The following is a 14,660-nucleotide window of genomic DNA, read 5'->3' as shown; positions in this document are numbered from 1 at the left end:
TCCGTTTCTTGCGCTTGGGAATTAAAAAATCAAGCCAGAGGTCCGTCAAACTGGCCCCAAATTCAATGCCTAAGGCAATCGCTGATCGCTCAACACATCGAGCACATGCTGCGTGGGGCGCTCCACGTATTCCGCACGATGTGCAATCCCCAGCCGACGCCACAGCGCAGGGCGCAGCGGACGCATCACAACACGCGGGTCGGGCAGCGATGCGGTTGCTTCGTGGGGCAACAGCGAGGCACCGTAACCTGCGGCGACCAGGCTTTTGATCGCGTCGTTGTAGTTGAGCTGGATGCGAGGCACGGGGTGCAGCCCCTTGTTCGCAAACCATTCCGCTGTCAGGCGGGAAAGACGCGTGGTGGCATCGTTGAGAATAAGGGGCTGGTCCGCGAGCCATTCAGGTGTGACGCGCGCAGGGCACTGCCAATGCGCAGGCACGAAGGCCATCACCGGATCACGCCGCCAGGGCTTGATCACGAGGCCAGCCACCGGGGGTTGCGGCAGGGCAACCAGCCCGACGTCCAGCGTTCCGTCAGCCAGTCGGGACAAGGTTTCATGCGAGGTGAGCACGGCCACCTGGATTTCGATGGCCGGGTGGCTCTGGCGCAATACTTCCAGGGCTTGCGGCAACAGGTGTGCGATGGCACCGGTTGATGCGCCAAGCCGCACGCGTCCTTCCAGCCCCTGCACCTGGCGCTGAATGTCGTCCAAGGCCTGCTCGGCGTCGGCCAGCAAGCGACGCGCGCGCTCGATCAGCAATTCCCCAATTGCCGATGGCTTCACGTTTCCGCGCTTGCGCGACAGCAGCGGTGCCCCGACGCGGTCTTCAAGTTCAGCAATGTGCAGGCTGACCGTTGGCGGTGCCAGGTTCAATGCCCGCGCTGCTTCGGTGAATGATCCGCGCTCGGCAATGGCGATCAGCGTGCGCAAACGGTCCAGGCTGATCTCTCGCATGTGGCTCCCTGATTCAGAAAATCTGAATGTTCATTTCATGAAATTCAACTTTTTATATTCTAGAGCGATAAGCAGAATGGGCGATCGATTTGCTTTCTGGCATTTCAGAACCGAGGAATTTCAAGCATGAGCGCTCCTGTTATTTTCATCGACGGCGACCAGGGAACCACGGGCTTGCTGATCCATCAGCGGCTGCATGGTCGGACCGATATCAAGCTGCTGACGCTTGACCCTGCGGATCGCAAGAATGCCCAGCGTCGGGCAGAAGCCATCAACGCCAGCGACATCGCCATTCTGTGTTTGCCAGATGCCGCTGCACGTGAGGCCGTGGCTGCAATCGTGAATCCTGCGGTGCGCGTCATCGATGCAAGCTCCGCCCATCGCACGCATGCAGATTGGACGTACGGATTTCCAGAGCTGACGCAGGAACAAGCAGAAAAAATCGCGCAGGCAAAGCGGGTCACCAACCCAGGTTGTTATCCGACCGGTGCGCTTGGCCTGCTGCGTCCGCTGGTGCAGGCTGGGCTGGTGCCAGCTGACTACCCGATCAGCATCCATGCTGTGTCGGGCTATTCCGGCGGTGGACGGCCTGCCGTGGAGAAATATGAGGGAGCGCAAGCGTCGGATGCGCCGGCATACTTGGCCTATGGGCTGCAACTGGCACACAAGCACCCGCCTGAAATCCAGCAGCATGCAGGCCTTGCACATCGTCCGATTTTCACGCCTGCCTATGGCGCGTTTCGCCAAGGCATTGTGCTGACCGTGCCGATTGCGTTGCGGCTGTTGGAGAAGGGCGTGGACGCAAGCGCCTTGCATGCCCAGCTTTCACGTCACTATGCCGATGCCGCCCATGTACAGGTCTCGCCATTGCAGGCGTCGAGCGCGCTGGAATATCTGGACCCTCAGGCGCTGAATGGCACCAACGACATGCAGTTGAGCGTCTTCGTGAATGAAAAAGAGGGGCATGTGCTGCTGGCCGCCGTACTTGATAACTTGGGCAAAGGTGCATCCGGCGCGGCGGTTCAGAACTTGGATCTGATGCTTGGTTCGGCTGGCGTCTGACGCTGCTCCAGGCGGCCGCAGACGGGTGCGTAGCGGATGGAAACGCCGCTTCCTGCGATCGGGAAGCGGGTTTTAAGCTCTGCACTAACCGATATCTACGCAAAGGAACTTCACGTGTGTGAACAAGAGGATCAGTTTGAGCTTTGGCTCATGGACATGGACGACGCGTTGGAACGGTTTCATGCGACGGTCCCTGGGGAATCAGCAGAAAAACTCGATTTTTCTGCTGACTCCTTAAAAAACGTCGAGGCGTTCATCTTGCGCAGCTATGAACGTGTGGAAGACCTTCGGAAACCCAGCGAAGTTTTGGTATGGGATGGCCTGACCCGTTATGTCGGCGAAACCTTTCGGAAAAACTTGGGCGGCATCTGGTTCATTGATTACAGCGACAAGAAGAATGCGTTCTACGGCTTGCCCCAGCTGAAAAATATGCGAGGCCAGTCCGCGCAGATTTGCCCGATGACCTTGGTGTCTGCTTCCGTGGACCGCAGAAGAGGGGATTTCATCTACACCGTGTTCGAGAACATCAGGAAAAGAGGCGAGGCGTAGCTTCTGCAAATGTCGGCGATCTCACCAAGCGGTTGAACTGGTTAAGGACCTGCTGTGAGAACGCCAAGTCGGATCGGCACCAAGTCATGAAAATGGCCTCAGGACATCACCAGCCTGGGGCCATTTTCGTTCCGGTTGGCTACTCCAACGCGGCTGCTGGCTTTCCGTTATCTATATCTATCAACGCTGCGCATTCGCAAAGGTATCGCAGGCCTTCAGCGTGCCTTGCTGCCAGCCACGCTTGAACCAGCTGACGCGCTGCGCGGCGCTGCCGTGGGTGAAGGATTCCGGCACGACGCGGCCTTGGCTCTTGCGCTGCAAGGTGTCATCACCCACGGCAGTTGCCGCGCCCAGCGCTTCTTCGATGTCGCCTTCCTGCACGATCTGGCGGGCGGCATTTGCCTTGTTCGCCCAGATGCCGGCGTAGCAGTCGGCCTGCAATTCCAGGCGCACCGACAATTCGTTGGCGCGGTTGGGCTGGGCGCTGCGTTGACGGTTTACGCGGTCCATGGTGCCCAGCAGGTTCTGGACGTGATGGCCGACTTCGTGGGCGATTACATAAGCCTGCGCAAAGTCGCCCGGCGCGTTCAGCTTGTTTTTCATCTCGGCAAAGAATGCCAAGTCGATGTAGACGCTCTGGTCGGGCGGGCAGTAGAACGGGCCCATTGCCGACTGACCCGTGCCGCATGCGGTGGGCGTTGCGCCTCGGAACAGCACCAGGGTGGGTTCTTTGTAGGTGCCCGTTGTCTGCTGCTTGAAAACGGCGCTCCAGGTGTCTTCGGTTTCGCCCAGAATTTTGGCAACGAATTTGCCTTCTGCGTCTGACGGCGCGCCACGCGGTCCGGCGGCTTGCTGCTGGGTCATGCCGCCGCCTTGCCCGGCCATGTTCAGTACGACAGACGGATCAACGCCGAAGTACATGGCGACCAGCGCCAGCACGATGGTGCCGATGCCGACCGTCCCTTTGCCGACGCCGATGCCACCGCCGCCACTGGATCGGCGGTCTTCTACGTTGGAACTTTCTCGGGAGTCATCGAGGCGCATGATGGTCAGCTGTTACGGGGTGGGAAGTCTGCACTATGGCATGCGGGCACCTTCGTTTTTTGCGCGTCCGCGTGTCAAATTCCTACCGATTGCGACGTGGCTGACAAGTACCTGAAAATACAACGCCAAACGTGCCGAAAACCCGCATCAGGGCAGGCGTCCGAGGATTTCATTGGCGCTCTGGCGGGCATGCCAATCAGCGTAGGCGTTGCTGTTCAGCTGCGCCGACAATGCCGCTGCGCAGTGCTGCAAAAATTCCACCTGCGCGCGGCGCGGCGGCTCGGGAATATTCTGGATCGAGCCGACGATGCTCAGTGCACCAGCCAGCTGTTCACCGTCTCGGAAAATAGGCACGGCCAAGGTGTTCACGCCCAGCATCATTTCGCCGTTCGACACCTCGAAATACTGGTTGCGGATGACCTCCAGGCGCTCGCGGATTTTCACCGGGTCGATCAAAGAGGTTTCGGTTTCGGCCAGTAGCGGCATCGACAGCTGGGTGTCCCACATGGCGCGCGGTGAAAACGCCAGCGTCAGGCGGCCCAGTGCCGAGCAATGTGGCAGCGGCCGGTTGCCTGGCTTTACGCTGATGCAGATCCGCGCGTAGATGTTGTCGGCGGTCGCAATCACCATTGGCATGCCGTTGATCGGCACGGCCAACACGGCGGTTTCTTTCAGTTCATCGCGGATGCGGATCAGGTAGGGCTCGGCGCGGGCGCGCAGGTCGAACTGGTTGCCAGCGGCTTCGCCCAGCTGGAACACGCGCCAGCCCAGGTGATAGCGGTCGGTGGACTGGTCCTGCTCGATCAGGCCCATTTCTTTCAGCGTGGACAGGTGCCGGTGCACACGCGGCTTGGTTTCGCCCAGCGCGTCGGCCAACTCGGTGACGCCCATTGCGCGCTGTTGCAGCGCCAATTCATCCAGCACACGCACCGCGACTTTCACGGCTTCGACGGAGTTGGCGTTTTTTTCGACCATAGAGGAGGGAGGCGTCCGGGTGTAGGCGTGGGTTTGCACGGGGAGGCGGGCATTTTGACGCATTTCTCTTCCTGCTAGGTCGGGGTGGCCGCTCTCCCGTGGTGCCGGCTGCTGGCACTGCATTGCCAACTGGCCGTACATCGCGGGATTGCGCGTGGATCACTGACACACGATTGGCTTCCCAGCCTGGAGCAGGGTGCCAATTTCTGTCTGATCGTGTCATTCCATCTAGCGTAACTTTAATTTCGTCGTTATGCTTATCGAAACGTTGTCTCGCTTGTCGTTACGAAAACATGAACGGCCTGACGAAGAAATAACGGAGACAAAGGTGGCCCACGTGCCGCCTTCAAAAAGAACAACGCGGGGTCTGACAGGCGCGCGACGCCTTCAGGCCCTTGATGAACCTCGGTTCGAGTGGTGAAGGCTCATGGCTTCGCGTATTGACTGCGACCTGCTGACCGGCTTTCTGGGAAGCGGCAAGACCACGCTGCTGAACGCCTGGCTGCGTTCGCCTGCGTCCAAGGGCACGGCGGTCATCGTCAATGAAGTGGGTGATATCGGTATCGACCAGCTGGTGCTGGCCGAAGTGGCCGACAACGTCATGCTGCTGGAGTCAGGCTGCCTATGCTGCACGCTGAGCGGGTCTTTGCGCGAAACGCTGCTGGACTTGATCGCGCAGGCCAGCCGTCTGCCCACGCCGCTGACGCGCATCGTGATCGAAACCACGGGGCTGGCTGAACCGCTGCCGATTCTGCATTCGCTGCTGGGCGACAAGATTCTGACGGCCGTGGTGCGGCTGAATCAGGTGGTGGTGACGGTGGACGGCATGCAAGGCGTGCGTCAGTTCGACAGCCAACCGGAAGCTGTGCGGCAGATTGCGGCGGCTGAGGTGGTGGTGATTACGAAATCGGACATGGCGGATGCCAGCACGGTAGCGGCGACCCGTGCGGCGGTTCAGCGTCTGAACCCGATGGCAATGGTCACGACCTGCACAGAAGGCGAGGGCTCGGAAGCGATCTTCACGCGCAGCGGTGGGGATCGGCAGTGGGATGCGGTGCTGGGGCAGGGCGACGGCGCGCTTGGCGAAGCACACGCACACGACCATTCGCACGAACACTGTCAAGACTGTGGGCATGACCACGCGCATCACGCTGACGGCAGCGACGGGCTTGATTCGCACGACACAGCACACGCCCAGGACAAGCACGGACAGGAAGGGGGCGATGCAAAGAATCATCCGCACGACCACACCCACAGCTTCCACGAACGCGTCTCGACCGAGAGCTTCTATATAGATACCCCGTCCACCTGGCCCGGCGTTGCCGCCTGGTGGAACCTGGTGTCGCGTCACTACGGCGACGAGCTGCTGCGCTGTAAAGGCTTGCTGCGCATGTCCGACGCGCAGCCGCCGCAAATTTTCCTTCAGACGGTGGGCAAGGTCTTCCATCGTCCCGAGCCGGTCGCGCAATGGCCCGACTCGGACCCGCGTTCGCGGCTTGTGTGCATTGGCGTAGGACTTGACCGCGCCTGGCTCACCCGCAGCCTGGCTGCCCTGCGTATTGACGAGCCGGGCCTGCTGCCTGGCGACTTGGCCGCCCTGGACAGTCTTTTCCCCCCTCATTCGGAGAGTCGTTGATGGCTACGGATTTTGTGTTGCGTGGCGGTGTGCTGGTGGACACCGACAGCGACGGACAGGCCTTGGACCTGCTGGTGCAGAACGGACGCATCGCCGCGCGGCTGCTGCCCGGCACGCCTGTTCAAGAAGGCATGCCGGAAGTTTCGGCCCACGGCCTGCATGTGTTTCCCGGCCTGATCGACGCGCACATCCACTTCGGCTTCGGCGAAAAGATCACGGAATACGAAACTGAAACGGTGTACGCCGCGCAGGGCGGTTTCACGACCGTGCTGGGCTACTTCCTGAACAACGAGGACTACACCGACGTGTATCGCCGCGAGCAGGAGTACGCCCGCACGCGCGCCCACGTGGACTACGGCTTTCACTTCAGCGTGGCCAATGAATTGCACGTGCGCGAACTGCCGGAATACGTGAAGCAGTACGGCGTCACGTCCTTCAAGTACTTCATGAACTTCAAGGGCGAAGAAGGGCGGTATCTGGGGCTGGACGGCACCGACGACGGCTACTTCTACGACCTGCTGGCTCAGGCGGCCAAGCTGGGCGACGTGAAAGTGGTCTGCCACACCGAGAACATCGAGATCGTGAACCGCATCCGCCAACGCTTCCAGGCCGAAGGCCGCGACACGCTGCGTGACTGGTCCGATGCCAAACCGGCATTCACGGAAGCCGAAAGCTGCGTGCGCGCCATGATGTTTGCCGAACACCTTGGCGCGCAGATCTACATTCCGCACCTGAGCACCCGAATGGCGCTGAACGAGGTACGCCGCTGGCGCGAGCGTTACGAACACGTCTACGTGGAAACCTGCCCGCATTATCTGACCCACGACGAAGACAGCGACCTGGGTCCGCTGGGCAAGGCCAACCCGCCGTTCCGGTCCAAGGACGACATCGAGGCCATGTGGGAAGGCCTGCGCGACGGCAGCATCGACGTGGTGGCGTCCGACCACGTGCCGCGCAAGAAGGCGACCAAGGAACGGACCCTGTGGCTCGCGTCCCAGGGTTTTCCGGGTACCGCCACGATTCTGCCGGTGCTGTTATCCGAGGGCTATCACAAGGGTCGCTTGGGGCTGTCGCGCATTGCCGATCTGCTGACCCGACGCCCGGCCGACATCTTCAATCTGCCGCAAAAAGGCCGGCTGGACGTGGGTGCGGACGCTGACCTGACGCTGGTGGACTTGCAAAAGAATCGCGTGGTGCGTGCAAAAGAACTGGGTTCTTACTCGGACTACAGCCTGTACGACGGCTGGGACCTGAAAGGCTGGCCGGTTCGCACCATCGTGCGCGGCGAAACCGTGATGCAGGACGGCAAGATCACCGGCAGGCCGGGCTACGGACAGTACCTGGCTCGCACCATGAATACGGACAAAGCATGAGCGAAAACAAGCAAGCAAGCCCCCCGAAACCTTGGGACGGCATCATCAGCGACGAAGAACAGCGCGCCTATCGCGCCGCAGGTTTCGGCCGCCCGTCTGGCCTGGGCGTGCGCCCGGCACTGCTGATCATCGACGTGCAGTACCGCACCGTGGGCACCACGCCGCAACCGTTCTGGGAATCGATCAAGGAATTCCCCACCAGCTGCGGAGACGTGGGCTGGAAGGCGGTAGCGAACATCGAAAAGCTGCTGGCCACCTTCCGCGAGCGCGGCTGGCCGGTGCTGTACCCGCACGTGGCGCCGAAGAAAGCGACGGACGGCGGTCGCCTGGCGGAAAAAGTGCCCGCGATCATGAACATTCCGGCGCATGGCTACGACTTCGTGAAGGAAGTAGCCCCCCGCGAGGGTGACGTGCTGCTGCCGAAAAAGCACCCCAGCGCCTTCTTCGGCACCGCCTTGGCCAGCCACTTGATCGACCTTCAGGCCGACAGCCTGATCGTTACCGGCTGCACCACCAGCGGCTGCGTGCGCGGCAGCGTGGTCGATGCGTTTTCCTTGAACTTCAAGGTGTTCGTGCCGCAGGACGCGGTGTATGACCGCAGCCAGGTGTCCCATGCCGTGAACCTGTTCGATATGTCTGAAAAGTATGCCGACGTTGGCACGACTGACACCCTGATCGCCAACCTGAACCAGGTTGGGCGCTGAAGCTGGACCGAATTACCCGCAGACCTTTGCCCCAATAGTTTTTCCACCCCCACGTCTTCGATCCATGCCATAAACCGGGAACATTGCCATGAAGCCTTTGCGTAGAACTCTTATTTTGTCGGCGGCAGTGATTGCCGCCAGTTTTGGTCTTGGCGGTCAGGTCCTGGCGCAAGCCAAGGAACCCTTGCGTTTCGGTCTGGCCATGCCGCTGACCGGTTCGCAGGCCCTGTTCGGTGCGGATCAGGCCAAGGCGGCCCAGTGGGCAGTGGAAGACATCAATGCCAAAGGCGGCATCGACGGCCACAAGCTGGAAATGATCCTGCTGGACACCCAAGCCGATCCGCGCCTGGGCATCAACGCGGTCAACCGCCTGGTCAACGTCGACAAGGTACCGGTGTTCGGTACCGCCTGGAGCGCGGTGGTGAAGGCCGTGGCACCGATTGCCAACCGCAGCGAAGTGCTGGCGCTCAGCGTGGGGGCCAATTCGCCGGAAATCGCGAAGCTGGGCGACTACGTGTACACGACCTATCCGCTGGCTGACGTAGACGTGGTGGCGCAAGCCCGCTACGCCCGCGAAACGCTGAAGAAGGAGCGTGCCGCCGTGCTGTACATCCACAACGACAGCGGCGTGGAAGGCGCGAAGATCTACCGCGACGCCTTCGAGAAAATGGGCGGCAAGGTGGTGTCCTACGAGGCCTACGATGCGCAGTCCACCGACTACACCGGTGCGCTGCTGAAGGTGCGTACGTCGAACGCCGACATCATCCACATCCAGGGCCTGGTGTCTGACCTGCCGCAAGTGATTGCGCAGCTGCGTCAACTGGGCCTGAAGCAGCCGATTTCCACGTATTCCGCTGGCTACAACCCGAAGATCATCGCGCAGCTGGGTGCAGCCGCCGAAGGCCTGCTGGTGTCGGCACTGGCCCCGTCGGCAGAGCAGAACCCGCGTATTGCGGAATTTGTCGAGCGCTGGAAGAAAGCCGAAAACCGCATCCCGAATGGTCTGCCGTACACCCAGTACCTGTACGACATGCCTTACCTGATCGGTGAACTGTATGGTCATCTGCTGAAGACCAAGCAGCCGCTGACTGGCCCGAACATGCGCAAGGCGCTGGTGGAAGTGGCCAACTTCGACCTGCCCATGACCGGCAAGCTGACGGTCGGTGCAGACCACCGCGTGAACAAGCCGGTGTACCTGTTCGAGGTCAAGGGCGGGCAATTCGTCCCGGTCGCGACCGTTCAATAAGACCAGGCGGCGCGCCGATGAATGCATCGGCCGCCGCCTTCTCTACCGGGAGCAGTGATGCTGGATATCCAGACCCTGTTGCAAATCTTCTGGACCGGCTTGGCCAATTCCAGCTACGCGGTGCTGTTGGCGGCTGCGTTTGCGCTGGTCCTCAAAGTCGTCAAGGTTTGGAACTTCGCCCAGGCTGGCCTGATGGGCATTGCGTATTACACGATGTATGCGGCAATCCAGAAATTCGGCTTGCCAGCCCCGGTGGCGATTGCCCTGGGTGCGGCCGCCGCGATTGCCGCTGCGCTGGCCATGGAAGTGTGGGGCTTGCAGACCTTCCGCCGCCGCCATTCGCCGCCGCTGACCTTCTTCATCTTCACCCTGGTGGTCTCAGAGTTGGTGCAGTACCTGCTTGCGATGGCAGCCGGTACCGAACCGGTGTCCCTGGCCACCACCTTGATGTCGGCGTCACACATCGTGGGCGGCGTGGTCGTCAGCGAGTGGGACTTGAAAGCCATTGCCACCACCATTGTCTTGATGGGCTTGCTGTACCTGATCATGAAGCGCTCGCGCCAAGGCCAGTTCATGCTGGCAGCGGCCGATAACCCGCACCTGTCGCGGTTGTATGGCATTAACGTGCGCCGGGTATACGCGCTGACCTTTGTGGTTGCGGCGATTCTGATCACCGCAGGCATGTACCTGTTCGGCACGCGTGCCTCGATGGTGCCCAACACGCCGCTGGAAATGATGTTGTTCGCGGTGATTGCGGCCCTGCTGGGCGGCATGGGCAATGTGTTTGGCGCAGCGGTTGCGGCCGTGTTCCTGGCCTTGCTGCGCGCGTTCAGCATTCTGGTGATTCCGTCGGCCTGGCAGAGCCTGATTCTGTACGCGCTGCTGTTCATCACGATTCTGTTCTTCCCGCAGGGGGTTCGACTGACGCGACGCGCCAAAAAGCCAACGGCTGCGCCAGCCGTGTCCGCCACGCCCGCAGACGCTTAAGCCAGGAGCCAATAAATGGAATATGTCGCGTCAATGCTGGTGTTGGTGGGTCTCTACATCATCCTGGCTTCCAGCTTCAACCTGATCATCGGCTTCGGCGGATTGATCAGCATTGCGCACCCGATTTTCTTTGCGCTGGGTGCTTACACCGTGGGTGTGCTCAGCGTGAAGTTCGGCGTGCATCCGGTCTTGAGTGTGATCGCCGGGTTCTTTGTGGCCCTGGTGGCGTCGTTTGCGCTGTCTTTGCCGTCGCTGCGAATTTCTGGCGATTACCTGCTGATCACCAGCATCGGCTTCCAGCTGGGCTTGCTGGAAATCATCAAGAACCTGGACTTCGTGGGCGGTGCCAGCGGTCTGGGTGGCATTCCCAACGTGGTGTCGGGACAGCGCAATCTGGTCTTTGCGGGTGTGTCGCTGGGGGTTGCGCTGATTGTGGTCCTTGCCGTGCGGGCGCTGGTGCGCGGTCCGTATGGCCGTGCGATCAAGGCCATGCGGGATGACGAACTGGCGTTTCTGGCACTAGGCCGTAACGCCATGAACATTAAGATCGCCATCTTTGCGCTGGGCTCGGGCATGGCCGGTGTGGCCGGTGGCTTGTACGCCTACTACTACCAATACGTCACGCCAGATCAATTCCAGATTCTGCAATCCGCCATGATTCTGACGATGGTGGTGGTGGGCGGCATGGGTTCGGTGCTGGGCCCGGTGGTGGGTGCGGTGCTGCTGCTGTTGCTGCCTGAGGCCATCACTTTCCTGAACTTGCCCTCGGGCATCATGGGCCCGCTGCAAGGCGTGATCTTCACCTCGCTGGTGATTCTGTTCCTGTTCCTGCGTCCGCAGGGCTTGATCGCACCGGCCAAGCGCGTCGAGGGAGGCCACTGATGGCTGCTACGCAAACCTTGCAGGCAGGTGTTGCTGCATCTGCGCCCATTCTCGACATCAAGGGCGTGTGCAAACGCTTTGGTGGTGTGGTGGTGGCCGACAAGATCGACCTGGAAATTCGCGGCGGCGAAATCCTGGGGCTGATCGGGCCAAACGGTGCGGGCAAAACGTCCTTGTTCAACCTGATTTCCGGTGTGGTGGCGGCCGATGCCGGCAGCATTGTGCTGGGCGGGCAGTCTTTACTTGGTTTGCCGCTGTACCGACGTGCCCGTGTTGGGGTTGCGCGCACCTGGCAGCACATGCGGCTGTTCGGCTCGCTGACCGTGCTGGAAAACATGCTGGTTGCACCGTCGCATTACCCCGGCGAATCGCTGTTGCGGTTGATTCTGTCGCCCGCTGCCGTGCGCCGGGCGGAAGCCGAATTACGTGAACGTGCGCACTTGATTCTGAAACGCATGAAGCTGGACGCGCTGGCCGATGCCAACGTCAACGACATCACCTTTGGTCAACAGAAGCTGGTGGGCCTGGCGCGTGCACTGATGAGCAATGGGCCGGTGCTGCTGCTGGACGAACCCATGGCGGGGGTGGAAGGGGTTGCCTACGAAACCATGCGCGACATCGTGCGGGAAGAGGCGGCATCGGGCCGGGCGGTGTGCGTGGTGGAGCACAACGTGTCCTTCATCCGCGATCTGTGCAACAGCGCGGTCTTCATGGCCCAGGGCCGCATTCTTGAACGCGGCGACGTTGCCACCTTGCTGGAAAGCAAGGTGTTGGCCGAGCTTTATTTCGGCCAATGAGCGATGGGTGCCATGTTTGTGACGGCGATTGATTTCTTGATCTACCCGCTGACCGACAGCTCGCCACGATTCGCGCAAGAGAGGAAGCAATGCTTGAACTGAAGGGTTTGAACGCCCATTACGGCAAACTCCACGTGCTGCACGGCCTGGACCTGAGCGTGCCGGAAGGTCAGCGCCTGGGCATCTTCGGGCACAACGGTGCGGGCAAGACCACGCTGCTGCGGGCCTGCCTGGGTGACCTGGAAACCTGCGACGGCCACGTGGCGTATCGCGGCAATCCCATCAAGGTATCGGAAGTCCATCACAACGTGGGCTTTGGCATGGCCTTTGTGCCGCAGGGCAATAACGTGTTCCGTGATCTTCAGGTGCAGCAGAACCTGGCGATTGCCGGGCTGAAGCATGATGCGTCGGCACGCAAGAAAGCGTTCGACGAGGTCTACGGCCTGTTCCCGCTGCTGGCCGAACGCAGCGAACAGATCGCCGGGTCGTTAAGCGGCGGGCAGCAGCAGATGCTGGCGTTGGGCATGGCACTGATGACCCAACCGTCGATTCTGTTGCTGGACGAACCCACGATTGGCCTGGCACCGGTGATCGTGCGTGACGTGCTGGCCAGCATCAGCGAGATCAACCGCACACGCGGCACCACCGTCATCATCGTTGAACAGAACGTGCAGGCCACGCTGAAGAATGTCGATCGGGCGGTAGTCATCAAGTCGGGCAGAATCATTTATGACGGGGCCAGCGAAGACCTGCTGAAGCAGGAAAGCCTGTGGGAGCTGTTTTGACTTCGGCGCGCGCGACGGCTGCGGCTACCGCGTTGAACCCATCGCGCGAGGACGCTGCTGCGGCTTTCCAGGCTTGCCTGCATCGCCTGGCCTCCTTGGAATGGGCCGATATTCCCGCCTCGGCCCGCTCGCGCGGCGCGATGGTGCTGGCCGACAACCTGGCGGCGGCCTTCAGTGCGGTGGCGGAGCCGGAAGTGGCTGCGATGCGGGCCTTCACTATGGCGCACGCAGAATCAGGGTCTGTCAGCGTGTTTTCACCGGGTCGGCCGCGTACCTCGCAGCGTGACGCGGCTGCCTTGAACGCCTTGACCATGGGCTGGAACGAGCTGGACGAGGGCTATCGCAAAGCGGTATGCCATGGCGGCCTGTATGTGCTGCCGGCGTTGCTGGCCTGCGCGGAAGCCACTGGTGCCAGCGCGCAAGATGTGTTGCGTGCCTTGATTCTGGGTTACGAAACGGTAGCCCGAGTTGCCCGTGCCTGGCGATTCCCGGACCTGAAGCTGCACCCGCATGCTTTGTTGATGCCGGTGGGTGCAGCAGCAGGCCTGGGTTTTCTGATGCGCTTGCCTGCCGACCAACTGGTATCTGCGGTGGCGGGTGCTACGGCGCTTGGCATGGCCGGGCCGTTCAATCAGGCCGTGCAGGGGTCATTGATTCGCAACGCGTGGGCCGCGCACGGTGCAAATGCCGGGCTGTTGGCTGTGCAGCATGCGCGTGCGGGCATCGGTGGTCTGGCCAGCACGCCTTTTGATGTGTATGTGACGGGCTTGGGTTGCGCCACGACCGATCTGACAGCTTTTGCCGATGACGGCGAATGGGCAGTGGAATCGGGCTATCAGAAGATGAATGCCTGCTGCCAGTACGCACACTCGGCAATCGAAGCGGTGCAAGCCCTGATTGCCCGCGATCCGTCGATAAAGGGCGGGGCAGGGGTGACCGGCATTCGCGTCGATGCGCATCCGCTGGCTTTGAGGCTGGACAATCGTGCGCCGGCTACCACGCTGGGCGCGAAGTTCTCCCTGCCGCATGCGGTGGCAGCGGCTGTGGTGCATGGTGACGGGGGCGTGCAGTCCTTCGATGCCGCGTCGCTGGACGACCCTCGGGTAGCGGGTTTGCGCGGCCTGATCGAGATCGTGCCATTTGCCGAGCAACGCCCGGCACCCCACGATCGACCGGCTACGGTGACGATCTCTACGCACGCAGGCACCGTGTCAGAGACGGTTTGGAGCGCACGCGGCGGGCCGGATCGCCCCTTCGGCGAGGCGGAAGTCTGGGCGAAGGTGGCGGCATTGTGCGAACCGGTTGCGCCTCAGGCGGCACAGGTGCTGCAGGCCTTGGCGCTTGCTGCAGGTGAGGGAGCATTGACCGGCGCAGGTTCTGCCAAGTCAGACCAAGCGGCCATCTGGGCAAGTGAGCAAGACGCGTTTGTGCGTCGGCAGGCAAACGGATTGTCGAGTGATCCTGCAACGGCGGACCTTGTTGGCGCTGTCTCCGACCCCGTAATCGGCCCCGCTGATGGCTTGAATGCATCGTGGGCGAACTGGCTGGACGCGCTGTTCGCGTCGCCTGCGTTGCGTTGACCTCCCGACTCAAGATGCAACTCGCTGACGTTCCGTGCACGGCTGCTGTTACCCACGCGATTGACCGCGTTGCTGACGAACGAACC

14 protein-coding genes are annotated in these 14,660 nt (G+C 61.4%); 11 read left to right on the top strand and 3 right to left on the bottom strand.

Going from position 1 to position 14,660, the window contains the following annotated elements:
- Positions 1–69 precede the first annotated feature (69 nt).
- Positions 70–954 (bottom strand): LysR family transcriptional regulator, encoded by an 885-nt coding sequence (locus tag FXN63_RS13610; protein ID WP_148815676.1) that lies wholly within the window; start codon positions 952–954, stop codon positions 70–72.
- Between the two features lie 126 nt (positions 955–1,080).
- Here FXN63_RS13610 and argC point away from each other — a divergent pair, with 126 nt between their 5' ends.
- Together argC and FXN63_RS13600 are read left to right on the top strand one after the other, a co-directional pair.
- Positions 1,081–2,016, top strand: coding sequence for an N-acetyl-gamma-glutamyl-phosphate reductase (argC, locus tag FXN63_RS13605; RefSeq protein WP_148815674.1), 936 nt, complete (start codon positions 1,081–1,083; stop codon positions 2,014–2,016).
- A 36-nt stretch (positions 2,017–2,052) separates the two neighbouring features.
- Positions 2,053–2,565 carry a hypothetical protein gene (locus FXN63_RS13600; RefSeq protein ID WP_222863915.1) on the top strand — a complete coding sequence of 171 codons (513 nt, stop codon included), beginning with the start codon at positions 2,053–2,055 and terminating at the stop codon, positions 2,563–2,565.
- Positions 2,566–2,745: 180 nt separating this feature from the next.
- Here FXN63_RS13600 and ypfJ read toward each other — a convergent pair whose 3' ends face one another.
- Positions 2,746–3,609: a KPN_02809 family neutral zinc metallopeptidase gene (ypfJ, locus tag FXN63_RS13595; protein WP_148815672.1), complete on the bottom strand. Its 864-nt coding sequence runs from the start codon at positions 3,607–3,609 to the stop codon at positions 2,746–2,748.
- Positions 3,610–3,756: 147 nt separating this feature from the next.
- Positions 3,757–4,584, bottom strand: coding sequence for an IclR family transcriptional regulator (locus FXN63_RS13590; protein ID WP_187394893.1), 828 nt, complete (start codon positions 4,582–4,584; stop codon positions 3,757–3,759).
- 427 nt (positions 4,585–5,011) lie between these two features.
- Between FXN63_RS13590 and FXN63_RS13585 the strand changes: the two genes are divergently transcribed.
- From FXN63_RS13585 to FXN63_RS13545, 9 genes are all read left to right on the top strand, one after another.
- Entirely contained in the window at positions 5,012–6,220 is a 1,209-nt protein-coding gene (locus FXN63_RS13585; RefSeq protein ID WP_148815668.1) for a CobW family GTP-binding protein, read from the top strand.
- A complete protein-coding gene (locus FXN63_RS13580; protein ID WP_148815666.1) occupies positions 6,220–7,593 on the top strand; it encodes a dihydroorotase in 1,374 nt (457 codons plus the stop codon). The genes FXN63_RS13585 and FXN63_RS13580 overlap by 1 nt, the downstream gene beginning before the upstream one ends.
- The gene (locus FXN63_RS13575; RefSeq protein ID WP_148815663.1) at positions 7,590–8,297 is read left to right on the top strand and encodes an isochorismatase family protein; all 708 of its coding nucleotides are present in this window, start codon (positions 7,590–7,592) and stop codon (positions 8,295–8,297) included. Before FXN63_RS13580 ends, FXN63_RS13575 begins: the two co-directional genes overlap by 4 nt.
- Positions 8,298–8,385: 88 nt before the next feature.
- Positions 8,386–9,543 (top strand): ABC transporter substrate-binding protein, encoded by a 1,158-nt coding sequence (locus tag FXN63_RS13570; protein ID WP_148815661.1) that lies wholly within the window; start codon positions 8,386–8,388, stop codon positions 9,541–9,543.
- A gap of 57 nt (positions 9,544–9,600) precedes the next feature.
- A complete protein-coding gene (locus FXN63_RS13565; protein WP_187394892.1) occupies positions 9,601–10,530 on the top strand; it encodes a branched-chain amino acid ABC transporter permease in 930 nt (309 codons plus the stop codon).
- 15 nt (positions 10,531–10,545) lie between these two features.
- Complete coding sequence (locus FXN63_RS13560; protein WP_148815658.1) at positions 10,546–11,412, top strand: branched-chain amino acid ABC transporter permease; 867 nt, start codon at positions 10,546–10,548, stop codon at positions 11,410–11,412.
- Complete coding sequence (locus tag FXN63_RS13555; RefSeq protein ID WP_148815657.1) at positions 11,412–12,209, top strand: ABC transporter ATP-binding protein; 798 nt, start codon at positions 11,412–11,414, stop codon at positions 12,207–12,209. Before FXN63_RS13560 ends, FXN63_RS13555 begins: the two co-directional genes overlap by 1 nt.
- A gap of 89 nt (positions 12,210–12,298) precedes the next feature.
- On the top strand, positions 12,299–12,994 hold the full coding sequence (locus tag FXN63_RS13550) for an ABC transporter ATP-binding protein (protein ID WP_148815655.1): 696 nt from the start codon (positions 12,299–12,301) through the stop codon (positions 12,992–12,994).
- Positions 12,979–14,574, top strand: a complete 1,596-nt coding sequence (locus tag FXN63_RS13545; RefSeq protein WP_148815653.1) for an MmgE/PrpD family protein — start codon at positions 12,979–12,981, stop codon at positions 14,572–14,574. Before FXN63_RS13550 ends, FXN63_RS13545 begins: the two co-directional genes overlap by 16 nt.
- The last annotated feature ends 86 nt before the right edge of the window (positions 14,575–14,660 follow it).

The organism is Pigmentiphaga aceris (assembly GCF_008119665.1).
GTDB classification, from domain to species: Bacteria; Pseudomonadota; Gammaproteobacteria; order Burkholderiales; family Burkholderiaceae_B; genus Pigmentiphaga; species Pigmentiphaga aceris.
This window is presented reverse-complemented; position numbering and strand designations above follow the sequence as displayed.